The organism is Botrimarina colliarenosi (genome assembly GCF_007859955.1).
Lineage (GTDB): Bacteria > Planctomycetota > Planctomycetia > Pirellulales > Lacipirellulaceae > Botrimarina > Botrimarina colliarenosi.
Genome location: NZ_SJPR01000002.1, coordinates 79,421 through 104,421 on the forward strand (window position 1 = coordinate 79,421; position 25,001 = coordinate 104,421).

A 25,001-nucleotide genomic window follows, 5' to 3' on the forward strand; every position below is an offset into this window, starting at 1 on the left:
GGCGCCTTCTTTTAGAAGGTCGCTTCGAGGCCGAGGCTAAGGCCCTGGGCCCAGTAGCCCGACGAGGCGCCGGGGAAGGTCGGCGTCGCCGATCCCGTCAGCGAGCCGCCGCTGAACTGGGTCGGATTCACGTTCGTGTCAATCTGGTCGGCGGCGCGGAAGACATTGCTCAACGCCATGTAGGTGTAGCCCACCGAGAGGACGGCCCGCTCGCTCAGCTTTCGCTTGAGCTTCACGCCGACTTCGTACGACGCGCCGAAGCGGCTGTCGCTGTAATCGCCGATGTTGGTCGGCTGCGCCAGCAAACCACCGGCGGTCGTGGTCGCCGCGTTGCCGGTGTCGGTGACGGTCGTCGATCCGTCGATGCTTGAGCGTCGCTGCACGCCACCCAGGGCGAAGCCGATCGAAGACTCGAGCGACCAGCAGGGGCTCATTTCATTGTTGAACCGAATGCCAAAGAGGCCACCGTTGAAGGTGTTCCTCGTGGCGAAGCGATCGTAGGAGTCGATCGTCGACCCGGCGCTCGCGCCGGCCAAGGAAAGCATGCTCTGCGACGCAAGCAACGTGTCGGACAGTTCCTGATAGCGGTAGCCCACGACAAAGTCGCAACGGCCCCCGCAGTGCTGGGAAATATTGAACAGGTACGTTACGTCGAGCGCCTGGAACTGGGTCTCGGCGTCGAGCTGCAGTGATCCACTGGTCGCGCCCGGAAAGACAACCGACAGCGCATCCTCGGCCGAGGTGCTCGAGTTGAAGATCGGTCGCGACAGCACGGCGTAGTCGGCGTCCGAGGCAGAGAAGCCTTCGCTCTCGTCCTCCAGGCGGAGATAGCTGACCTCGATACCCCGCGTCTGGCAGCTGTCGACCCACGTCCCCAGTCGGACCCGCCCGCCAAAGCGGGAGTCCTCCAAGAGCCGGTCGCCGCCACCGAAGAGGACCTCGGTGTCGGCGTCGCCCAAGACACCGCGGCCTGTGGTCGAGCCGGTCGTCACCAGAGGGGGCGTATCGACGCCTTTGGTCCACCAAATCAGCGAGTCAACCTCGACCCAGCAAGCCCGACCGCAGCAGTCGCAGGCGCCACCGCAGGACGAGACGATATCGCAGCAGCCAGCTCCCATCGTCTCGTCGCTGTAATCGTCGGACGGCTCCGACAGGTAATCATCCACATGGTGGGCGGCTGTCATCCCTGGAGACGGCTGCGCCGACGCGAGTCCGGTGAGGGACATCCAGGCTGCTGCTAGCAGCCTTGCCGCCGAGGTCGCGTGCTGAGATGGGTTCATAGTCGATAGCGGTGAGCGATTGAAACGGGTCGAGAGTCAAGGCCTGCTTTCGTCAATCGTCACATCCGCCTCGAATCCTCAAACCTATTACGACCGTTAATTCTTGCCCGTTTTCTCAATTGCTAGCGTTGCGCATCGCGGCTTTTTCGGCGCGGGGCGTCGGCTAGGCGAAGAGACCGCCGCCCCCATACGCACTGCCGGCGCCAGCAACAGTGGCTTCATTGCCAGCTAGCTTGATAACGCTACGCCCGCCAAGCGGAGGCGGGAGACTTTGAAGCCTGTCGCCTAGCGGCGGCGGGCGGTGAGAAGGAGGCCTAAAGCCCCTAGAAGCAAACCGCTCGGTTCCGGCGTAGCCGTCGCCGAGCTGGCGGAGACGGCTGTGGCGCCATAGTTTGCCTTCCACACGAGGTAGTCCTCTTGATCGACTCCGTTCAGGCCATCGCCAGCATTGCCGATCGAAGTCTCGTCGGCGGAGCCTAGGTTGTCGCGCCAGACGGTGTAGTCAGCGGCGTCCACGAATCCGTCGCCGTTGAAATCTCCAAGCACCCCTTCGGTGAAATTGGATAGCGAGACGAGGTCCGTTAGGCCTTCGTAGTTCACGATGAAGGACCCGCGGCCGTCTTCGGTGGCGATCCGCGCTCCAGACGCCACATTTCCAAATTGATTGGCCAAGGAGCCCGCCTCGAGGATTTCGAACACGTCACTCGCTTGCGGCGTGAAGCCTTCCGCTAGCGAGAGCGAGAGGTCGCCGCCCAGCGTCGCCGCGCCGGTGACCACGAGCTTGTTGAGCGCGTCGCCACCGGCGATCTCAACTTCAAGCAGAGCCCCTGCGGAGAGGTTAAAGTCGCCTTCGACGGTAAGCACCGAATCAACGCCGCCGGAAAGAACCGTCTCCAACTGTTCAGCGGTAAGATTGGAGTCGGACAAGACGAAGCCATCGATGATCGTGCCGACTTCGCGGCCGTAGATCGCGAAAGTCTGTAAGCCGCTATTCAGGAAGTAATCGATGCCGGCGTTGAGCGGCGATACGACCCCGTTGAGGGCAGCGAGGCTCGGCGAGACGCGGTTCCAAACCGCCTCGTCGCCCGGGTTGGCGTAGGTCTGCACCTCTTCGAAGTTGGACGTGGTTGCAACCAAAGTGCTAGCTGTGTCGGAGGTCCAAAAGCTGTTGTTGCCACCCGGGGCCGTTGACGGATCGCCCGCCAGTGGCGAATTACTCGGCTCGGAGGTCTTGGCGAACAAGTACCAAGTCTTCGATTCGGGGATGACGATCCCGGTCGAAGCGACACCGCTTGCGCTGGGGGCCGCTAGGCTCTCGGTCGAGACTAGCACAATGCCGCCGCCGTTGAGGTCGGCGCCATCGTAAGAGCCCCCCGCGCCGGCGCCGTGAATGGCGTTGTTGAAGAGGGCCCAGTCACTGCCCAAAGCAAGGTCTTCCGCTTGAATCCCGATGGCGCCCGTGTCGGTTTGGACCCCCGTCCTCCCCTGGGGACGCACCACCGAGCCCGCGCCTGCAGCGACGCTACCCATCACTTTCCCGCTCCCACCTAGCGACTTGCCTGTGGTGAGGATGAGACCGCCGGAGACCGCGGAGACGTCAAGCGTGGTCCCTTCGGCCAAGTCAACGCCGCTTGATTGGCCAAGACCGCTGCCTTGGACGATGAGCTTGCCTCCCTCAATCGCGGTGGCGCCCGTGTAGCTATTGGCGCCGGAGAGAGTGAGGCTGCCGTCTCCTTGCTTCATGAGGCCGCCGCTACCCGAGACGGGCCCGGTGATAGATCCGGAGTAGCCAGCGGTATCAATGGTTGCCCCGCCGGCGCCGAGCACGGTTGCGACCGTCACCTGGGGGGAATCGGCGGCGCGAAGCGCGCCTCCGTTCATGTAAAGCAAACCTGTGCCGCCGCCACTAGCGATGGTACCGGTCTGCAAGACGCCGCCGGCCTCCACTGAGACCACGCTTGATTGGCCAGGCGAACTCACGAGGACGCGGCCCGCTGTCGCGGCGCCGCCGCTGATCGTCAACGAACCGTTCGCGGTCACCGTGTCGAAGACGTCGAGCGTTCCGCCGCTGACGTTCAGCGTCCCGTTGACGGCCAGACGCCTCGCGAAGGCGTGGCCACTGACATGGCTGACAGCACCGGTGGTGACAGCGACGTCGCCCAGTGTCGGCGCCCCGCCGGTCCAGACGCCGCCCGACGTCCAAGTCCCACCCGATGAGGTTTTGGTAGAGCCATCGGCGCCCAGCTCATTGACGTACTCTTCGAGCCGCGTGTAGCCGGCCGCGTTGACCCCCTTCCAATCGGCCGCGTTCGCTGGATTGAGGCCGTGAGCAGACTCCCAGTTGTCTGCCATGCCATCGTTGTCAGTGTCGGCGAGTCGGGCGCGGGTGTTCAGGTAGCTGGGGTCCACTCCGTAACCGGGGAACAGATCGGTGTCGCGTAGGATCACGCCGCCCAGCGTGCCGTAGCTGGCGACTTCCTGCATCAGACGGGTATCGACGGCGTCACGGATGATGGAGGGCCCGGCATTCTCCATCACATAGGCCACCGCCTGCTGCGCCGTCATCGTTGCAGTGGTCGGGAAAGCGTGTCGTGTCGCGACGACATCCGCGCCCGGATAGTTGGTGTTGAGTGATCCGTCGAGCACCCCGTCGCGGTCCGAATCGACCCAGTTGTCGTTAGCGTAGATATGGAAGGAACTCGTGCCGCTAGAGAATGGCGAACCGCCATCTACGGGGCCTTCGATAAAGTAATTGCCTTCGACGTTCGCGTACGACGTGCCCGACGTGTCGCCCATGATGTACCCGGCCGACTCGTAGCCGTAGACGACGTTGTTGATAAACTCGTTCTCGTTACGCACCTTCGGGTTACGGGTCACGTTGTCGGCGTAAAGGCTCTTGATCACACTGACGCTGCCCCCGTCGCCGGGCGTCATCAGGCCGCCGGTGCTGTGACCGACCCGATCGAGCCCCTGGGCGATGATCGAATTCTGGATCGTGATGTTATCAATGACGTAACCGCTGTCGGGGTTGATGTCGAACGTGCCATCGACGCCCCAGGTGATCGACATGTGGTCGAAGATCATATTCGAGCCGCGGGCGATACTCGCGGCGTCGGTGCGGACGCCCGGGTCGCCCTTGCGAACAGCAAAGTGTCGGCTGATCAAGTTATGGGAGTTGGTGAAGCTGATCCGATCGTTGTAGATGGTGAACCCGCCGGGCGCGGTTTGGCCGGCGATGGTGATGTTGCTCGCAACGGTCACGACCGACTCGATATTGGCGATCCCGCCCACATCGAAGACGACGAATCGGTTCGACTGGCTGACCGCGTCGCGGAACGACCCGGGCCCCGCGTCGTTGAGGTTCGTGACGTGATAGACACTGGCGGCCGCGAGGTTCGTTCGCGCCCCCGTGGTGTACCGGCCAAAGCCCTCCGCCTCGGGGAAGGCCAGGAGCTGCGCGACAGCCCCCGATGGTATTACCAGGGTTGCCAGTGCGGCGCAGGCGAGTGCTCGATTCAATGCCCGATCCATTGGCGCTGAGCCGTTGAGATGAAGTGCGGGAGTCCGCAGGGGTCGTAAAGGCGGACGGCCAAGGGCGTATCCGTAGGGAGGAGAATCGCCGCGACAGAATCACAGCGACGCAGACCCTTTAGGATAGCCACTGGGCTGATTGGGCGTCAAAGCAACCGTTCGCAACGCGCCGTGAGGGCGTAAGGAAGGGAAGTTTTCGTTTTCGGATGGTTTCTGCGGATTCCGTCCGTGAGGGACCGAGACTGGCACGGGTGAATCGCCGAAGTGATTCCTGAAGATCGTTTCTGCCCTTCGCTCACTTTGCGGGCCTTCAAGGGGAACGATCTGAGCATTCCGCCGCGAGCGTACGAGGGGAACATCACCAACCAGGGGCCTGTTGGTATCATCTTGGTGTTCGCTACGGACTTCTCCCGATTGATTGACCCCCGCCGAGAGTTAAGAGCCCGATGCCTCGACTTGTTCTCAGAAACTGCACGACAGCGATTCTCGTCTTCTGCGCGGCGGGAGTTTCGGCTTCGGCTGCGATCGCTCAAGAGGGATTGCTCGAGGCCGACAGGCTGCGGTGCGAGTACCGCAACGAACCGCTAGGGGTCGACTCTGCGAGTCCTAAGTTGAGCTGGATTGTCGTGTCGGAGACGCCGGGCCAGTTCCAGACGGCCTACCAAGTGCAGGTCGCTTCGAGCCCGCAGAAGTTACGCAATAGCGAAGCGGATCTGTGGGACTCCGGTAAGACTCCCGGTGGGTCGACTTACGATGTGACCTACGAAGGGGCCACTTTGGCGTCGCACCAGCGGTGCTACTGGCGGGTGCGTACGTGGGATGTTGACGGCCTTCAAGGGCCTTGGAGCGATCCCGCCGAATGGTCGATGGGGGTCCTGGACCCGAGCGAATGGGAGGGGGAGTGGATTGGCTACGACGCGTTGCGCCACTTGAACTCCGACCCCCCGACGATCGACCTGGAAGACGCGCAATGGGTCGGTCTCCCCGAAGACGTCGATCATGGCGCCCCTGCCGGAGCGACGCGTCTCTTTGAGCGGACGTGGACTCTGCCCGCGACCGGCCGGATCGAGCGAGCCCAGCTAATGGTCTGCGCCGACGATCAGGCGACCGTCCTGCTGAACGGCTACGAGGTCGCCAGCGTTAGCTCGCTCGGCAATCCAACCGTTGAGAGTGTCGCCCCCTATCTGGAAGGAGGGCCGAACACGTTACGGGTATTGACTCGCAATGGCGATCAAGGGCCCACGGGTTTAGCAGTGAAGCTGCGCGTGACCACGGAAGAGGGCACAGAACATGTCCTCGTGACCGACGGCGAATGGCGGTGCGTAGCCGACGGAGACGAGCCGTGGAAGAACCGCTCGCTTGACAAGGCGCCCCAGGCCGCTGTGGTCACCGCGTACGGCAATCCCCCTTACGGTCGCCATGTCGTTCGACGCGACGTTTCGGCGCCACCGAGCTATCTGCGGGGAGAATTCAAGATCAACAAGCCAGTCCGCCGTGCGACGGTCTACCTCGCGGCGTTGGGCTTGGCCGACCTTACGCTCAACGGACAACGGGTCAACACGGATTACTTCTCATCGGGGTGGACCGACTACCGCAAGCGGGTCTACTACCGCGCCTACGACGTGACAGAAGCGGTCCTGCAAGGCGAGAACGCCTGGGGCGCCGTCTTGGCCGACGGCTGGTACTCGGGACACATCGCCTGGGGCGCCGCACGAGACATCTACGGCAAGAAGCCGCGCTTCCGCGCGATGCTCAGGGCCGAATACGACGACGGATCGACCGAGGTCTTTTCGACCGACCGCGATTGGATCGCCACCGACGGTCCCGTACAGGTGGCCGATTTCCTGGTTGGCGAGGAGTACGACGCCCGCAAAGAGGCGCCGGGTTGGGACCGCCCTGACGGCTCTCCGGTGAGACTGGCGTCGGCGGATGTCGGCGCGGAATACAAGCCAGTGATCGAATGGCACCCCGGCCCGCCCGTTGTTGAGGTTGCTGAATTCCCCGCGGAGTCGGTCGATGAGCCCGCCCCCGGTGTCTATGTCTACGACGTTGGCCAGAACATGGCGGGCGTCGCCCGGATCAAGGTCCAGGGCCGTAAGGGGCAGCGGATCCAGATCCGCTTCGCCGAGAGGACCAACCCCGACGGTTCGATCTACACCACCAACCTCCGGCTTGCCCGCGCGACGGACGTCTATACCTGTAAGGGTGACGGCGTCGAAGAGTGGCAACCGCGCCAGACCTTCCACGGATTCCAGTACGTCGAGCTGACCGGAATCGACGAGCCGCTGCCGCTCGATCAAGTGACGGCCGTTGCGTTGTCAAGCGACACGCCGGACGCCAGCGAATTCGAATGCTCGGACGAGAAACTGAATCGCTTGTACAAGAACATCCTCTGGACGCAGCGTTCCAACTTCATCGACGTGCCGACCGACTGTCCGCAGCGCGACGAGCGGCTCGGGTGGACCGGGGACGCCCAGGTCTATGTGATGACCGCTTGCCTGACCGCCGATACGCAGGCCTTCTTCCGGAAATGGCTGGTCGATCTCGCCGATGCTCAGCGAGATGACGGGCAATTCCCCAAGGTCGCGCCCGTTGTGCGCGGCCAAGACGATGGCGGCCCGGCCTGGGCCGACGCCGGCGTCATCTGCCCGTGGGAGGTCTACTGGGCCTATGGCGACATCGAACTCCTCCGGCGGCAGTACCCGTCGATGGTCCGCTTTGTCGAGTTCTGCCGCGAACGCTCGCGCGATGGAGTTCTGCCTCCTGACCAGTACCACGCCTTTGGCGACTGGCTCGATGTGAACGCCCCCACGCCCAAAGAGGTCATCTACACGGCCTACTACGCTCGCTCGGTCGACCTACTGCGTCGCAGCGCCGAAGTCCTTGGCGAAACAACCGACGCGGCGAAGTACGCCGATCTGTTCGACCGCATCCGGGCCGCTTTTGTTGAGGAGTACGTCTCGGACGAGGGCGAGGTGCGTGGCGACACCCAGACCGGGTACGTGCTTGCCATCTCTTACGGCCTGCTCGATGGCCCGTTGCGCGAGAAGGCCGCCAAGAAGCTGGTTCAAAACATCGAGGCACGCGGCTGGAAGCTATCCACGGGCTTTATCGGCACCAAAGACCTGATGCTGACGCTCAGCCAGATCGGTAGGCATGACGTAGCGCTGCGCCTCTTGCATCAAACAGAGTACCCCGGCTGGCTCTTTTCCATCGCTCACGGGGCCACGAGCATCTGGGAGCGGTGGGACGGTTGGACTCCTGAGCATGGCTTTCAGAACCCCGGCATGAACTCGTTCGCACATTATTCGTTTGGAGCCGTCTACGGGTGGATGGCCCAAAACCTCGGCGGCATCCATGCCGTGTCGCCAGGTTACGCCGACGTGCTTATCGAGCCGACCTTTGATCCGCAGCTCGATTGGTGTCGGGTCGAGTACGACAGCGTCCGCGGCCCGATCCGTACCGAATGGAACACGACCAAGGGTGAGCGGTCATACAGCATCACCATTCCCGCCAACACGCAGGCGACCCTTCGCCTACGAAACGTCGAAGGGTCGGCATTGCGGCAGAAGGGAGAACCTGTCGCCACGACGCGGGCGACAAGCACCGCCGCCGGCATCGACGCCACCGAGATCGACCTCTCGCCAGGGCGTCACAAGTTCACCATCATCGAAGGTGAATGAGAGGCCTTCAGGGGATCCGCTGCTGAGATCGCCGGTCGGTTTCTTCGGGGAGACTTCTGGCGTCCCAACTTCTCGCCGCCGGCGGCCCGGAGAGGCTACGGGGCTTGGTTGGCACCGATCGCGACATCCTCAGCGAAGCTCGCGACGAAGCCGCTAAGAAAGCTCCTAATGTCCTCGATAACAACTTGCTCCGTCTCGTCACCGAGCCGATTGGCGAGGACCTGAACTTTGTAGAGGGCAGGGGAAGACCCGTAGGCGATCCGGGGGAAGTCAGGGGCGCCCCATTCTCCGCCTACGCTGTGCCCGTAGGCCACGAAGAACCGTTCGGTGTCGTGGGCTCGGGACGGCTTGTAGCTGAGGAGCGCGAATTCATTGATGGCGTCTTTGTACGGTATGGCTAGCAACTTCGCCGGAGCGACTTGTTCGTGAGCGCGGTTCGCGTAACAGACCGTCGGCGGATGCCGCACGAGAGGGCCGGGTTGCCCGACCATCAACAAGAGTTGAAGCCGGCGGCCCGTCTCGGCGTTCTCGAACCAGCGATTGAGGTGATTGACGAGGCCGAGTTCGCGGCTAACAAACGAGGTGAGCGGTGTGCCATCTTCGAGGGCATGCCACGGGCCCAAGCTTTCGTCGAGACGATCGATCGACCCGCCCGCTGCGGACAGGTCGACGGGCGCCCCCCACCGGTGAAGATAGTTGCCATGCACCACAGCGGCGGCGACGGTCAGCCCGACGGCCACGACGATACTCAACAGGCCCTTCATCGGGAGTCTCCGGCAGCGAGTTTCTCTTCGGGCGTCTGGGTAGGTTGCGAGGCGGCGACTTGCCGCGTTGCTTGGGTCGAAGCTTTCCGTTTGAATGCCTCGACAAACCGACGCTCGCGGGGCAGGAGGGTGCGGCGTTCTACACCGGCGCCGAGGGCTCGCTCGAACGCAAGCAAGGCCTCGGCGTAGCGGCCGGCTCCGTCGAGGGCCATGGCGCGGTGCAGCTGAATCGTCGGGTCGCCGATAATTTCGGCCTGCGGAAGCGAGTCGATGATCTCAATCGCCTCAAGCGGTTTACCGGCCGTGAGACGTAACCACGCGCGGGTGTCTTCGCGCCCCGTCAGGCCGTAGCCCCGCTCGGCCGCGCGATCGAGCCATTTTTGTGATTCGCCGTTCCCTCGTGAGGTGGAAGCGGAGGCGACCGCCAGATTGTTGTAGACCTCGGCTCGGGCCGGATCGATGCGCACCGTCTGCTCGTAAGCTTGCTGCGACCGCGCATCAGCCCCCATAACCAGGTAGTAGTCGCCCGATGCCTGCAAGACATCGGCGATGTCGGGATTCAGCGACACGATCTGATCGATCAGTCGCTCGTTTTCCAGCAGTTGATTGTTGGCGTCGTGGACCAGGATGGCGTTGCACGCGGCGGTCGCGACACGATCGACTGAAATCCCCGAAGGGGGCGCTTTGACAATCTCCAAGACGGACTCCGGAGTCTGCTCTTGGATGGTTGTCAAAAGCAGTTCCGTGAAGCGGGCTAGCGTGACATCTTCCTTGGATTGAGTGATCAATTCTTCCAGCAACCCGACCGCAGGGTTGCCCTCCGCAGGGTCGGCGTCCTCTCGACGGAACTTCTGCTCACGTAGCTTCCATCGCAACCATTCAGCGGGAGAGCTAGAAGCCAGCGTGTTGTAGACGTTGTCGGCCCGTTCGGTGAAGGCGGTGTCACCTGTTGTTAAGCAATGCCGCTGCCAGAATTCAAGGAAGGCGACACACTCGCTCGGTGACGCGTCCGACCGGTCGGTTAGCGATTCGAGGAGCGTCAACGCCGAGGAAAAGTCGCCGCGCGATTCGAGCAGCTGTGACAGCAGTAGTTGGCTTGTCCGGGGAGGATTCAAGCCGGCTTCGAGTAGAGTGATCGCTTCGGCGATGTCGTCGGGTTTGCCCCGCTCTCGCAGCAGGCGGGCACGGGTTAGGCGGAGGGCTTCTTGGTCGATAGGGACGTCTCCCACCGAGTCCGAGTCGAGCAATCCCAGGCCCTCGACCGCCGAGCCGCCACTCGTCGCCAAGGCCTGGGCGAGCGCGAGCTTGGCGGCTGGGGAATCCTGGTCGTGCACGACCGCTTCCCTCGCGATTCTCTCAGCAAGGAAGGGGGAGACGCCTAAGAAAAACCGCGCGGCTTGCGTGTAGAACGTCGTAGCGATTGCCGGGGCATTGGCGGCGTTCCGCAGAGTATTGACGCCGTCGAGATACCTAACAGCCGCTGCGTTGGAATGGCCCTCTGCCTCAAGGGACTGCGCGAGCACGAAGCGGCGAGTTAGATCGTCGAGCGGCGCGTCGGTTTGCAGATCGTCGACCCAACGCACGACGTTTTCCTGAGAACGCTCGCCACCGACCCCGAGTAGGACGGCTGCCTTCCAAGTCGAGTACGACCGCGGGTCCAAGCGGACCGCATCACGGAGGGACGCTATCGCTTCTTCGCGGAGTTCGGCCCCATCATTGCTGTCCATCGAATCGGCGATGAGAAGGATCCGCGCCAGTCGGAGCTTCGCGTCAGCAGAATTCGGCGCCCGCTCAACAAACTCTCGGGCGACCTGGATCAAGCGGTCGGTCGACTCCGTCTCGATTGTCAGGGCGGCCGCACGATCGAACAATCGTGGCGAGGCGGCAAGCAGTTCTCTTAGTTCGCTCAGAAACGAGGTCGCCTCGTCAAAGCGTCCTTGTTTGACGAACGACTCTAGCAGTCGGTCTGCTACCAGCGGAGTCCGTTTGCCGTGGTCCCAGGCCGACAGGTACTGCTCGGCGGCGGCGGCCGTATTCTCGAGCCGTCGTTCGACTTCACCTTGCAGGAAATGGGCTTCCGACCAGTCGGGGCGCCGAGTCAAAAGCTGTTGGGCGACCCGCGCGGCGCTACGCAGCGCTTCGTCGTTACGTGCGTTGGCAGCGGCCAGATAACGTTGAGCGCCATAGAGACGCCAATAGACGCCGGCTTCTCCTTCGAGGGCCAGCAGCTGCCGCTCTAACTGAGCAACTTGAGGCCAGTCCTCCGCCGCCGCCGCGAGTTCGGCCATCGCCTGGATAGGACGCACCTGACGCGGCGCCAGCTCGGCGGCGGTCTTCAAAGCCTGCATGGCCGCTGCTCGGTCGTCTCTCCGCAATTCGATATCGGCCAGCGTGAGCCAGGACTCGGTGTCGTTACCTCCCTCTTGCGTCAGGCCGTTGAGGTCTCGCTGAATTTCTTCCGCGGCTTCGTCGAGTCGACCCGCTTTTGCTAAGAGACGGCAGAGGAAGCGGCGGGGCTCGCGATCCTCGGGATAGCGGAGGACATACTGCCGTGCCGCCTCGATCGCTTCGTCGTACTCTCCCGCCTGCAGCCGGAGCAACGCCAAGCCGCGCCATAGCACGCCGCTTTCCGGCGTCTCATTCAACGCTTGTTCAAGTGACGCCACCGCGGGAGCGGCGCCCTCTTTCGCCGCGACGATGTCCGCTAAGAGCAAGGCGCCGGTCGCTAAATCAAGGCCCGCCTGTTGCGCTTCTTGCAAACGAGACTCTAGGTCGCTCCACCTTGTACTAGGCGTCGCCGCGAGAGCGCGTTCGCGGATCGCGATGCTCAGTTCTTGTCCGATGCGGGTTGGGTTGGTCGGCGATGTCTTTCGCAGTTGGCTGTAGATCGATTGGGCGAGCCGCAAGTCGCCGACCAAAGCCGCCGAGTTGGCGAGAACTTCCGCCGTCTCGTCCGATAGGGCGTTCAGTTTTGACGCGCTGAGAAGCGTCTGAACCGCCGTATCATGCCAACCCGATGCGGCCGCTAAGCGGCCGAATCGCTCAAGGGCTTGGCCTAGCAGGGCCGTTGACGCCTGCCCGTCCGGATCGGACTGCGCCCGCGAGATGATGGCGCGAGCGTGAGCCAGTGCGTCTTCGACACCGTCTCGCCGTCCGATGATCTCGTTGTCGACGAGGTCGATCGCGAGGCGGACTTCGGTGCGGAATTCGACAGGGATCTGCTTCAAGACATCGTTCAGAGTCGCGATGGTGGCTTCCGCCGAATCGAATTGACCGAGTTTGGCGCGCAGCATAGCGAGACGCATCGCCAGCGTGATCTCAATCCCCGGCCGCGCCGCGAGCCCTTGCTCGAGTACCTCGCAGGCCTCTTCCAGTTGCTCTTCGGAGCGGGCTAGCAGGTTCGCGAGGGCCAAGTAACTGCGGAAGTCATTCGGCGAAGCGTCGATCGCCTGCCAATATAATCTGGCGGCCTCAACCTGGTCGCTGGCGGAGATCGCCTTCTCGGCTGCAATGAGGTAGACCTCGACGCCGCCGTCTTCCGGATGCTTCCCCGCCTCGGCGAGGGCCCTGCCGAGATCGGCCTCGGCCTGCTCGCGTAGAGAATCCCTGAGGTTCACGTCGGTCATTCGCTCGGCCCGTCGAAGGGCGTACTCGTACCGAGCCAGCCATGCCCGGGGGTCGTCCGGACGTTGTTGGGTGAGGTGCGTCAGCAACCGGTCCGCTTCTGCGGCGATCGGGTCCTCCGCCGACGGCGCCATTCTCGCCTCGAGGTGAGCGATGACAGCCTGGACGTGTCGCAAGGGCGGCTCGTCGAGTTCGGCGCTGACGAGGATTGCTGAATAGTCGTCGTGCCCGAGCGCTGGCCAGTCGTCACCGCGCCGCGCCGACTCCAAGGCAGCGTCCGCCCGAAGCCGTATCACTTCGTTCCTAGCTGTTGGGTCCGAAGTTCGCCTGAGGAGTTGAGCGCCGATCGCCAAAGTCTTATCGAATCGTTCGGCGTCATATGCCGCTTTTGCGGCCTTGATTCCTAGCGAGAGATTGTCGCCGTCTAAGCGGTAAGCCTGTTCGTACCAGGCGAAAGCGCGTCGTCTGCCTACGAGGGATTGAGAATACCGCTGTTCGGCTTCACCGATCTGCGTCAGAAGGGAAACATCGTCGGGGCGGAGTTGAAGGGCTCGCTTGAAGTAGTCGATCGCCTCAATCCATTCGGATTCCTCGGCAAAAGACGTGGCCGTGCGAGTTAGTTCACTGACGATGGCGTTCCGCTGTCGGCTTGCCCACGGGAAGAGGGCTAGGAGAAGAACGATTGCGGAGACGCCGACCGGCGCCCACCAAAGAAGTGAGAACGAGCCCTCGCCTGACGCGTAGGACTGGATTGACTGCAATCCCCACCGGACAAGCAGCAACGCCCCAAACGCGACCGGGATCACAAGAAGTCCCGCGTAATCGTGCCCGAGCTGCCCGGCGACCTTTCCCGTAAACTGGAGATGTAGCAGGGCGAGCGAAACGATTCGCAAGACGTTCGTCAGGACGGCAATGGGAAGCGTTGCGAGAAGCAAAATCGCCGCTTGCCACGCCGGCGGCCGGGAATAGGCCACCACGCAGACCGCCAGGGCGGCGATGCCATAAAACATTCTCAGCCCGCTGCAGGCCTGCTCGACATCAAGCTGATGTTCGTTCAGAAGAATTGTCGCCCCTTCAGCGACTGCCGGTTCGCCGAGCACTCGTAGCACGCCGCTACTAAGCGTCGCGCCCAGGGAGCGGAGCGGCGCCCCCATGACGTTCTCCATTGAGGCTGGGAGCGGCGCAGCGAAGCAAAGCAGCAGTAGCGCCGGCGCCGACCAGACGAGAGTCCGCCAGCCAAAGACGATCCACGTCGCTGCGGCGATCCAAACGGGGAATGACCACGCGTCGAGTTCGGGGAGGTAAACGCGACCCGCGAAGAGTCGCAAACCCGCGGCAACCGCGAACAGCCATAAGGCTGCTGGTGAGGTGCGCCAATTTTCGGCCGGAGGGCCGTCGGCGCGGGTCGTCCATAGCAGTAGGACGACCAGGGGGATTATTAAGAAGCCATGCGAATAATCCGCATTGGATGACCAAGCATCAACGACTCCGTGGAGTGTTGGCCAGTACGCCCAACAGCCTAACCCGATCAGAGCGGCGAAGAGAGCGGCACGTCGAGCGAGGGTTGCCTTGAACGTAGCGGGCGCCACTGAAATCGTCGGGAAAAAGGGCGTTCTCAACGCGGGACTCAACCCTCCAGCCTAACTAGCTTGGCGGGGAACACCAACGATTCGGAACGAGCCTGAATCGGTGTTCGACGATTCGGCCACGGAGCGGTAAGTCGAATGATCGGCAAAAAAAACGAGGCCGGCTTGCGCGAGCGCAGCCGACCTCGATATTCTCAGCAGTTATTCGACCTTGTGGAGAATAAGCGATCAGGTTGGATCGCCCTCTCGCCGAGTCTCGGATTGGTTTATCGACGGCGGCCGCGACCGAAGGTGACGACCCCACCGATCGACAGAACTGACCAAACCGCAGCGGAGGCAATCTCGGGGACCGCCGTGGCCTCAACGAAGACTCGGATCGGATCGACACCCTGGCCACCCACTTTGCCATTGACGGTGAGGCTTTGGCCGTTGAGGGTGACGGTATCGGAACTTTCGATTCCGCCAGCCGGGGCGCCGGCCTCGAAACCATTCCCGTTGAGTGTCTGACGACCCGATTGCAGCGAACTAACGTCGGTTTGTAGGCCGATAACGGGCCCATCAATATTGAAGTTCGCGTAGAAAGGCGACGGCGACAGGCTGCTGAAGTCGTCGATCTTGATCAGGTAGGAATCAAACCTGAGACCCGGCTGGATCGACGTTTGACCGGAGGGGCTCGAGTCGAGAGCGAGACTGCCGGAGGTCAGACGCCCGGTCCCTTCGTAGATGACCGTTACGTTGGCGTTTGACGAGCTGCACAGCAGATCGACACCTGCCCAGCAGCTCGACGAGCCAAACAAGCCGATGACGGTGGCTAGAAGTAGCGTTGAACGTGCCATGCCAGTCAATTCTGTGGTTCGCGTGATGCCTGAAAACAAAACTGGGCCTGAAGACAGACTGGGAAGGTCGAACGAACCCCCCTGACGGCTTGCGTTCGTTCCGCGCAGCCTACCGCTGCGGGCGAGAGTAACAGCATTGGGCGTGCCGTGGAAGCATATTTTTCTTCCTTATCGGCAAATTCTGCTTGCGCTTCGCAACGGGAACCTGTTTTTCAGCCCTTCTCAGCGACCGGACGGCCTTTCGACATCTTCTCACTTTGATAAAGTTGCGTGGAGTTGCCCGGTACGCGGGCAATCCTTGCCCGAGTCGCGAGCGGCGGCGACATCTTCTGGCGGCCGCTCTCGACGGTTTCAGTCCACTGGACCGTCATGGTGGGCCTCGATGCGTCATTTTTAATGACTTCTCATTTGGTCGCTTCGGATTCAGCGTCACGACTCGGCTCGATGCGCGATCGCGAATTGACGAATTCTTCGCTATTCGTACGCGATTCAATTACCATGTCGCTCGGCTCGGCCACGCTAGAGAGAGAAATGGAGCGTGGTTGGGCCGCCCTTCCCATCGACAGGCTCAACGTCGCTTCGCGGCGCCCCGCCCCCTGGTCGCGCCGAACAATCTCTAACTATTCGTCGCTCGCGCAATCGCAGGCGGCGCGTAAGGCATGACGACTACAGCAACCGACATGACCTCCATCACGCTCGTGATAATGGAGGATCCCGCAGGGCGTCAGGTGACGATTGCGCAGCTAACAGACCGAGGAAGCCACTGTGTGGCGATCACCACGGCGTCGGAACTCAATCGATGGCTGATGCAACCTTCGAAGCAGGCAAACGTGAAGGTCGTCGTGATGGATGTCTGCTTCGACGGGGTTGATGCCAAGGTGATCTACGACGGCGCCGGTCCAAGCCTCCACGGCGCCCCGGTCGTGCTCGCAACGAATGGAACCCCCGACCAACTCGCCCAGGCCGTCCGCGGTCTGCGGACTTTCGCCACCGACATCCTGATCGATCCGAATGACGACGGTGATATCGATGCAATCATGGCCGCTGCCGGCACGGCGCCACGGAGGTCGTTCTCGTGCCAGGCCTCGCTCGGTAAGGCCGTGCATCAGCTTTCGTCCGAGGGCGACAACGCGGTCCGACATGTCGACGGTCAATTGGATTGGGGGCCGGTTCAGCAGAACGAAAGACGTTTGATTATCGAGGCTCTCGAGCAGACCGGCGGTCACGTCTGTCGGGCCGCGAAGTTGCTACGGCTGGGACAGGCGACCGTCTACAGGAAGATTCAACGCTATAAGATAAGCCGTGCGTCGAGTCATCACGCGTTGCGAAACGGTCGTCACGCCCCAGTTGCTGCTTCTGAGAGCCGATCTCCCTCCGCCGGCTGAAGGTCGCTCTTGCCCGCTGCCGCACCGCCATTGAACGCGATATCGCTGCCCGCCTCACTGTCCGCATGAAGTCCACCCGTCGCGCCGCCAGAGCATCCGGCTTTCTCGCCAGTTCGCTCGCCATTGTCTCGGTGTGCCGCTTTTTGCGGAACGTCGTACTGGCGCGGATGCTACTTCCGGAGGACTTCGGCATCGGCGCGACATTCACGCTGAGCCTCACGTTCTTCGAGTTGCTGACCGAACTCGGACCAGCGAAGCAACTGATCCAGGCCCGGCATGGGGCCCGCGCGGCATGGATGGGGGTCGCCCACTTGGTGCTGGCGGCGCGTGGCGTGCTGATTGCGGCCATCCTGTTCCTAGCATCGGGAACGATCGCCGGTTGGTTCGGGGTCCCCGACGCCCGTAGCGCCTTTCAGTTTCTCGCGTTGGCCCCGCTGATGCGTGGATTCGAGCACTGCGATGTTTGCCGCTTCCAAAGGCATCTACGTTTCAGCCAGTTGGCTTGGGTGGAGGCGGCGCCGGCGGTGCTGAGCTTGTTGCTGGCGCCACTCGCGGCGACCGTGTATCCGGACTACCGGGCCTTCCTCGCAGTAACTCTCGTATGGGCCTTCGCGAGGCTAATCGTATCCCATGTGGTGGCGTCGCGTCCGTATCGCCTGCGTTATCAACCCGAGGTCTTGCGGCGATTCCTCAGCTTCGGCTGGCCGTTGCTAGGCAACAGCCTGCTTCTGTTCTTGATCCTTCATGGCGAGCGACTGCTGGTCGCCACGCGTTTTGACTTAGCGACACTCGGCGCATACTCCGTCGCGTTAGGGCTCGGCTTTGCACCGACGATGATGTTCGCCAAGCTCCATAGCTCGGTCGCTTTGCCGGTATTCTCACGGTCCCGTGTGGATCGGGCCGCCTTCCGCCGCGCCGTCGCGGGTTCGTCGCAGATCGTCTGCTTGGTTGCCGGGCTGGTGGCGATTGCCTTTGTCGTCGCCGGCAGTTGGTTGGTGGGCGCATGCTACGGCAAGGCCTACCTGGTTTCGCAGCAGGTCATCCCGTGGATTGGGCTGATGTGTGCGATGCGAGTAGTGCGGTGCACTCCCTCAATGATGTCCATCGCGTTGGGGGACACGCAGATTCCGTTGCTATCAAACATTGCTCGCGTGACGTTCTTTGGCGTCGGCGCCCTGTTTGTCTCGATGGGGAACGATGTTGCTTGGGTTCCCGCAAGCGGATTTCTCGGCGAGTTGATGGCTTATCTCGTGTCGCTGATGCTACTGCGGAAACGCCATCACGCCCCCGTGGGGGAAAGTCTCGGCTGCCTGCTACGGGTTGCTAGTGTGGTGGCGATCGTGGTGGGAGCCAAAGCGAGCGGCGTGGTGTCGAGCGTCCCCGACCCTGCGCTAGCCGCCATTGGGGGAGTCGCGCTGTTTGGCTTCGCGATGCTTCAATGGGAGACCCTCCGTACGGCAATTCAGTCCGTCCTATTCCAGCGGAAGGGGCTGCCGTCAACGTGATGTGTTCCTCGATCGACGCCCATGGAAAAGCCGGTACCGGCGTTGATTCGTCAACGCCGGACGACGCCTTCGCTCCCGTGCGTACAGCCAACGGCGGACGATTGCCCGATTTCGTCATCGTCGGCTCTCCCAAGTGCGGCACGACGACGCTCTATCAGCACCTGCAGCGGCATCCCGACGTTTTCATGTCGACGCCGAAAGAGCCCAGCTTCTTCAGCAGGGACGAAAGATATCGGAACGGCCTGGAATCGTACTGCGAGTTGTTCGCCGGAGCGGCCGATCACCAGCGTTGCGGGGAGGCGTCGACAACCTACACGCGGTGGCCAACCTTTCCCAATACGGTTGACCGTCTGGCCGATGCGGCTCCGCACGTGAAGCTCTTGTACCTCGTCCGCAACCCGGTTGACCGACTGTACTCGTTCTACGCCCATCGGATGCGTGAGCGGGCGACGATGGACATGGACACCTTTCTCGACGCGACTCCCGAGGCGTTGCATTCGGGAATGTACATGTCGCAAATTGAGCAATTACTGCGGCGATTCCCTCGAGAGCAACTTTGCGTCCTACTTCTGGAGGACCTGATTCGCGATACGCCGAAGACGCTAGAGCAAGTGGCGCGTTTCCTGGGACTTCCGCAATTCGATTTTGGACCCGCCGGCCGACTAGTCGCGAACCGAGGCGACGGGCATCACGCGGCGACGCAGAAAGTGACCGCAATCCTCCGAACAATCAAGCGAACGCCCCTGGTGGGTCACGCAGCACGCCTAGCGCCCGCTGCAGCGAAGAAGCGCGTCTTCCGGTGGTTGCAAGAAGGGCCCGTTGGACGCCACCTCAAGACGCGTCACAACCGTCAGCTAACCCCAATGAGTCCGGCGCTGCGCCGACGACTATTCTCACTTCTCGAAGAAGATTTGGCGGCTTTTGAGTCCTTCTTGGGACGCGACTTATCACACTGGAACGAGACGCAACGCCCCAAGGTAGAGGAGCAGCCAACGTGAACGCCGACATGATCGCCGCCCCCTCCGCCGCTAAGCCGGATCCTCGCAACGGTTCCTCTCACGACAGCGCAACGCAGCCGCGTGACCCCGACTTTATCATCATCGGGGCGATGAAGGCGGGGACGACGACGCTCTACGAGTGTTTCCGACGGCACCCGAGCTTGATGATGTCCGAGCCGAAAGAACCCAATTACTTCAGTATCGACGAGGTCTACAACCACGGGCGAGATTGGTACCGCAATCTGTTCAGCGGCGCCGCTGCGGGTCAGCTTTGCGGCGAGGCGTCGGCGTCCTATACGCGGTACCCGCGATTTCCGGAAACGGCGCAACGACTCGCGTTTGATCTGCCAAATGTAAAGCTGATCTACATCCTCCGCAATCCGGTTGAACGTTTCTACTCAAACTACGTTTTTGACACCGCGTTCGGCGGGCCTCGGACGCTTCACGAGACTTTCGAGCAACGCCCTTACGTGCTGGAAACGAGTCGGTATATCCACCAGATCCGCCACTACTTGCAGTACGTCCCCGCCGCCAATCTTCACTGCCTACTCCTGGAGGACCTGCAGAGCGACGCCGATGCGGCGTTGGGCCGGTTGACGTCGTTCTTAGGCGTTGCGCCGTTCGAGCCGGGCTTTAAGATTGAGCGCGCCTTCCATCGCGGTCAGCCACAGGCCGCGCGGATGGGCAATCGTCTCCTAGCCGTGGCGCGGAAGGCGCCTGGCGCCAAGTTGGCCGCACGTTTCTTGGCGCCGGAGACCCGTCAAGCGATCCGGCAGGCGTTTCGGAGCTCACTTCCGGAGAGTTCTCTGGGGAAGTGGGTCGTTAGACGTCAGCTAGCTCAGGCCGAACCGCTCAGCGACGCCATTCGCCGCCAACTCCATGACGAACTCGACGGATCGACGAGGGAACTCGAGTCGTTCTTAGGTCGCGACCTTTCGCACTGGTGTTGGAAGGCTTGAGAGTCCGATGAGCCCAACTGTCAACATCGCCCTCTTCGGGATTGTTCCGCTAGCCGTTGTGCTTTGCGGTTCACTATCGGCGCGTGCTGGGATTTTGTCGACGCTGCTTTGTGGATGGCTCTTCCTGCCGATCGCCAAGTTGTCAATCGTGGGAATCCCCGACTACGACAAGTTGGTGGCGACCAACCTGGCGATCCTGCTGGGCTGCGTCCTTTTCCACTCGGGGCCTTTGCTGGCGCTGCGTCCGAAGTGGTGCGACTTGCCTCTCGCCCTGTGGTGTTTGGCGCCGAGTCTCTCATCGCTGGCGAACGACCTCGGCGCGTACGACGCTCTTTCGGTTGGCGTCCGGCAAGTCCTGGTGTGGGCGATACCCTACGTCGTTGGACGCGCCTACTTCGGCAGCAACATCGGGATGCGCGACCTGGCGACAGCGCTCATTGTCGGCGGACTGGTTTACGTCCCGTTCTGCCTTGCCGAGGTGCGCCTCAGCCCGCAGTTGCACAATATGGTTTACGGTTATCAGCAGAACCAGTTTTGGCGCAACATCCGTTTCGATGGCTTCCGGCCCATCGTCTTTATGCAGAGTGGTTTGATGGTCGGCACCTGGATGGCGGCCTCCTCGGTGGTCGCCATCTGGTCGTGGGTCACCGGACGCACACGCGTGATGTCATTGTCGTGGCCGCTGGTTTGCGTGACGCTCGTGGTGACCACAGTCCTTTGCAAAGCGCTCTACGCGATCTTGCTGATGCTTGTCGCCGTGGGCCTGTTGGCGGTGCTTCGCAAGGTGCGAACGACCGTCCCGTTGGTGCTGTTGCTCTTGAGCGTGCCGACCTACATGATCTTGCGGACGACGCAGGCGGTGCGTGCGGATTCGGTTTCGACATTCGCCGTTCCGCTGTTTGGAGCTGATCGGGCGCAGTCACTCGAAGCCCGTCTGCTGCAAGAAGACGCTTTGCAGAAGCACGTCGAGGACCGCCTTGCCTTTGGCTGGGGTGGGTGGAGACGGTCGTGGCCGAAGGACCCCTACACGGGCGATTTTGAGCTGCGCGGTCTCGACGGGCTTTGGACCATCGTCCTCGGAGAGAATGGCTGCTACGGGCTCTTTACGCTCTTCCTCTTCCTGCTAACGCCGGTGGCGTTGATGCTGGCCCGCTTCGATGCGAATGAGCTGAACCGAGATGACTACGGCGCCGCGGCGGCCCTCTCCGTCTCGTTGCTGCTGTTCGCGTGCGACTGCCTTTTGAATGGGATGCTCAACCCGTTCTATCTGGTGATCGCCGGCGGTCTCGCCGCACTGCAGCCTCAGACGGAGCCGGCCGTTGCCTCTGCAGATGCCGCTACCATCGCGCCGCCGCGACAGCTCGTGCGTTCTCTTCGGTGGAGTCGCCCGACTCTGCCACACTTGGTTGATGCGTCGGATCGCCGCCGCAGTCCCGGCTCGGAGACCTCGGCGTAAGCATGTCATTTATCACGGACACCATCGCGGGAAGCCGCCGAACGCGGGCCCCACGTGTCGCCGTGCTCGGGGCGACTCTGGGCACGGGGAATATGGGCGTCGACGCCCTCGGGGCGGCGACGGTGCAGGAGCTCGTTGCGCTCGATCAAGGGGTCGAGATCCTGTACCAATCGTGGGTCAATGAGCCGATTGAGATCGGCTTCGGCGGGCAATCGCACCGTTGCGAACCGTTGGTGATCCGCCGACGACCCAACCTGTTGCGGCAAAACTCCGTTGAGCAGTTGCGACGGGTCGCTCGACTGCAAAAGCGGTTCGGCCCCGTCAGTTCGCAAATGGCTGCTTTCCTCCCTGCTTGGCGCCGATTGCGTAGCTGCGACTTGGTACTCGACATCTCGGCGGGGGATTCGTTCGCGGATACTTACGGAGAACGTATCTTCTGGTACCAATCCCAGATCAAGCTGATGTGCCTGGATGCGGGCGTACCGCTGGTGCTGCTGCCACAGACCATTGGTCCGTTCAATCTCGAATCGAGTCGCCGCACGGCGGCCGATATTCTCCGTCGCGCCTTGCTCGTCGCGACTCGCGAGGCCGCTGGGGTCGATGAGATCCTGCAGCTATGTGGGCCGCATTCTCCGCCACACGTGGTTGAGTCTCCCGACGTCGCTTTTGTCCTCGAGCCTTCGGCGACTCCCTTGCCGGCCAGAGCGGAGGCCCAGGTGGAAGGAAAAGTCGGCCCCCTGATCGCCGTGAATGTCAGCGGGCTACTCTTCGCGAAAGGTGACCAGTTCGACCTCGTGACGGACTACCCCGATCTCATGGTCCGGCTGCTGCGTTGGGCGCTGTCGCAACCTCAGAGCCGTGTTCTGTTGGTTCCCCATGTGGTGCCGACGGGTGGCGGCGCGAAGGGGTCACCGACCCAAGACACAACGGATAATAGCGCCTGCGAAGCGCTGCTGCGGCGACTCGAACCGCATGAAGTCGAGCGGATCGACATCCTGGCCGGCGCCGACGACCCCGCCAAAGCAAAGTACGCGATGGCAGAAAGCGACTTCTTCGTCGGCGCGAGGATGCATGCGTTCATTGGCGCAGTGTCGCTGGCGACGCCCGGGGCGTTACTCGCTTACAGCAAGAAGGCCGCCGGCACTGCGGGGATGGCGGGATTCGCCGACACGGTCGTCGACCTGCGAAGTCTCGCGGCTGACGGGGTGATCGCGGCTGTCGATCGACTGTACGTCAATCGCTCGTCTCTGCGGGAACGTTTGTTAAGAGATGTGGCCGGACTGAAGAGACGGGTGAGGCGATTCTTCCAGGAGGAACTGTCGCCATTGATCTCATCGACCGTATCCGAAAACGAGAGAAGCCCGCCCAAAAAGTCGGTTCTATAGTTTTTCCGTCGCTGTGGCCTCTTCGGTGGCGTCCAAACGACGCGTTATAAATCTACTGCAATGCACGCAACGACATTCGCCAATAATAAGAGATCCCTGCACGGGGCTTCGGACGCGTCCCAATCCGAGACGACGCCGACGTTTATCGTTGGCTCGGTCCGGTCCGGGACTACGCTCCTGCGGTTGATGCTTGATCACCATCCGGAGATCGCTTTCCATTTCGAGTTCGAGTTCGCCGTCGATTGTATCGGTCCCGAGGGGCATTTGCCGTCGATCAACGACTACCACAAATACCTCCGCCAAGACCGGGTCTTCCTTCTCAGCGGCGGACAGATCGACCCGGACCTCGACTACACCGACTTGGTGCAATCTTTCCTTGACCAACGCCGCGAACGGGCAGGGAAGCAGGTAGTCGGCGCCACTGTGCACCACGGCTTTGAGAAGCTGCCCTACGTCTGGCCGGAGGCCCGCTACATCCACCTCTCGCGCGACGGCCGTGACGTCGCGCGGTCGTGCATCGCCATGGGATGGGCGGGCAACATGTACTGCGCGGCGGACCGCTGGGTCGAAGCAGAGAAAGAGTGGCGACGTATGGCCGAGCGCCTTCCCGCCAATCGTAAGCTGGAAGTCCGCTACGAGGACCTTATCGAGCGGCCCGAAGAGACGCTGACCGCAATCTGTCGGTTCATGGGCGTCGAGTTCTCGCCGCTTATCTACCAGTACGCCGAACACAGCACCTACGACTTGCCCGACCCGAAGCTGCTCGGACAGTGGCGAAGAAAGATTAGCGAACGCGAATTGCAACTGGCCGAGGCGCGGATGGGCGACATGCTCGTCGAGCGCGGCTATCCGCTAAGTGGTTTGCCCCTAATCACCGTCGGACGGTCCGAAGAGCGGCGTTTGCGCTGGGAGGACTGGCGGGCTCGATCGCGGTTCCGGCGGAACCGCTACGGCGCCAGCTTGTTCGCTACCGACTTCCTGGCTCGCCGTCTTGGGATCCGTCCGTTGGCGGAGTGGTGCAAGCGCCGGACCGACGCCATCGACAATCGGCACCTGCGATGATCAGACCTAGCCCCTTGTATTTTCAATGAGCACCGCCGCCAGCGCCGTCTCGACACGGGCGATGCCGACAGCCGACCTTCGGCTGCCGGGAATGCTCGTCATTGGCGCTATGAAGGCGTCGACGACGGCTTTTTACGAGCTGTTGACACGGCACCCGGGCGTCTGGATGCCGAGCGTCAAGGAACCGCATTACTTCACTGCTAAGGACTACGGCGAGGACGGCGCTCTGCGTCGTTACGCCGCGTTGTTTCAGGACGCCCCGCAAGGCGTGCTCTTGGGCGAAGCATCGACCGGCTACTCAAAGTTGCCCGACCTTGGGCCGACGCCGCAACGTGTCCGCGAAACGCTCGGCGCCCCCCGCCTCATCTACCTAGTGCGTGATCCGGTTGACCGAATCGTCAGCAACTTTCGGCACTCGCATCTCGCTGGGCACTACCAAAACGGTCTGAGCCTTACTGAGGCGGTCCAATGCGATCCAATTCTGGTTACGGCAAGTCTCTACGCCCGCCAGATCCGGGCCTACCACGACGAATTCGGCGCTGAGGGGCTGCTGGTGCTCACGACGGACGAACTGCACGGCGATCCCCGTGCCGCGATGAGCCGTGTCGAGTCGTTCCTTGGTTTGCCGCCGTTGCGATCTCTCCAAGCGGACTGGCCCGAAGAAATGCCTCGCGCCAATTCGCAACGCGATCTCTCCCAGAGCGTTGCGGCGGGGCGTTTGGCCCCCGAGCCGTTGCGGCGATTGACGCGTCGCCTCTTGCCGAGCGCTGCCGTGCGAGCTCTGAAACGGTTGGTCCCCGTCTCGAAGTCGAGTCACCCTATTGCCCCGCACGAAATCCTTCTGCTGCAATCGTTGGTTCAGGACGACCTTGCCGACTTGCGTGGGTTGCTAGGAGAGCGGATCGACCGGTGGCCGAGCGTCGCTCGGATGGAGGCCGCCGGTTAGG

General features: G+C 62.3%; 14 protein-coding genes. 9 read left to right on the forward strand and 5 right to left on the reverse strand.

The annotated features are described in order from the left end of the window. Positions 1–11: 11 nt before the first annotated feature. On the reverse strand, positions 12–1,226 hold the full coding sequence (locus tag Pla108_RS08485) for a BBP7 family outer membrane beta-barrel protein (protein ID WP_197526393.1): 1,215 nt from the start codon (positions 1,224–1,226) through the stop codon (positions 12–14). A 339-nt stretch (positions 1,227–1,565) separates the two neighbouring features. Then, positions 1,566–4,799 carry an autotransporter-associated beta strand repeat-containing protein gene (locus Pla108_RS08490; protein ID WP_197526394.1) on the reverse strand — a complete coding sequence of 1,078 codons (3,234 nt, stop codon included), beginning with the start codon at positions 4,797–4,799 and terminating at the stop codon, positions 1,566–1,568. 458 nt (positions 4,800–5,257) lie between these two features. Between Pla108_RS08490 and Pla108_RS08495 the strand changes: the two genes are divergently transcribed. Beyond that, a complete protein-coding gene (locus tag Pla108_RS08495; protein WP_146444516.1) occupies positions 5,258–8,494 on the forward strand; it encodes an alpha-L-rhamnosidase in 3,237 nt (1,078 codons plus the stop codon). Between the two features lie 95 nt (positions 8,495–8,589). Here Pla108_RS08495 and Pla108_RS08500 read toward each other — a convergent pair whose 3' ends face one another. From Pla108_RS08500 to Pla108_RS08510, 3 genes are all read right to left on the reverse strand, one after another. Then, entirely contained in the window at positions 8,590–9,258 is a 669-nt protein-coding gene (locus Pla108_RS08500; RefSeq protein WP_146444517.1) for a hypothetical protein, read from the reverse strand. Further along, positions 9,255–14,471, reverse strand: coding sequence for an exosortase (gene xrt / locus Pla108_RS08505; protein ID WP_197526395.1), 5,217 nt, complete (start codon positions 14,469–14,471; stop codon positions 9,255–9,257). The genes Pla108_RS08500 and xrt overlap by 4 nt, the downstream gene beginning before the upstream one ends. A 263-nt stretch (positions 14,472–14,734) precedes the next feature. Beyond that, complete coding sequence (locus tag Pla108_RS08510; protein WP_146444519.1) at positions 14,735–15,304, reverse strand: hypothetical protein; 570 nt, start codon at positions 15,302–15,304, stop codon at positions 14,735–14,737. Between the two features lie 767 nt (positions 15,305–16,071). Between Pla108_RS08510 and Pla108_RS08515 the strand changes: the two genes are divergently transcribed. The 8 genes from Pla108_RS08515 to Pla108_RS08550 all read left to right on the forward strand — a co-directional run bounded on the left by Pla108_RS08515 (position 16,072) and on the right by Pla108_RS08550 (position 25,000). Continuing rightward, complete coding sequence (locus Pla108_RS08515; protein ID WP_146444520.1) at positions 16,072–16,689, forward strand: helix-turn-helix domain-containing protein; 618 nt, start codon at positions 16,072–16,074, stop codon at positions 16,687–16,689. Between the two features lie 65 nt (positions 16,690–16,754). Beyond that, entirely contained in the window at positions 16,755–18,194 is a 1,440-nt protein-coding gene (locus Pla108_RS08520; RefSeq protein WP_146444521.1) for an oligosaccharide flippase family protein, read from the forward strand. Positions 18,195–18,271: 77 nt separating this feature from the next. Continuing rightward, complete coding sequence (locus Pla108_RS08525; RefSeq protein WP_231934389.1) at positions 18,272–19,192, forward strand: sulfotransferase domain-containing protein; 921 nt, start codon at positions 18,272–18,274, stop codon at positions 19,190–19,192. Further along, positions 19,189–20,151, forward strand: coding sequence for a sulfotransferase domain-containing protein (locus Pla108_RS08530; protein ID WP_146444523.1), 963 nt, complete (start codon positions 19,189–19,191; stop codon positions 20,149–20,151). Before Pla108_RS08525 ends, Pla108_RS08530 begins: the two co-directional genes overlap by 4 nt. 7 nt (positions 20,152–20,158) lie before the next feature. Then, positions 20,159–21,607, forward strand: a complete 1,449-nt coding sequence (locus Pla108_RS08535) for a hypothetical protein (RefSeq protein ID WP_146444524.1) — start codon at positions 20,159–20,161, stop codon at positions 21,605–21,607. A 2-nt stretch (positions 21,608–21,609) separates the two neighbouring features. Beyond that, on the forward strand, positions 21,610–22,992 hold the full coding sequence (locus tag Pla108_RS08540; protein ID WP_146444525.1) for a polysaccharide pyruvyl transferase family protein: 1,383 nt from the start codon (positions 21,610–21,612) through the stop codon (positions 22,990–22,992). A gap of 60 nt (positions 22,993–23,052) precedes the next feature. Beyond that, complete coding sequence (locus Pla108_RS08545) at positions 23,053–24,054, forward strand: sulfotransferase family protein (RefSeq protein ID WP_146444526.1); 1,002 nt, start codon at positions 23,053–23,055, stop codon at positions 24,052–24,054. A 25-nt stretch (positions 24,055–24,079) separates the two neighbouring features. Beyond that, positions 24,080–25,000 carry a sulfotransferase family protein gene (locus Pla108_RS08550; protein WP_146444527.1) on the forward strand — a complete coding sequence of 307 codons (921 nt, stop codon included), beginning with the start codon at positions 24,080–24,082 and terminating at the stop codon, positions 24,998–25,000. The last annotated feature ends 1 nt before the right edge of the window (position 25,001 follow it).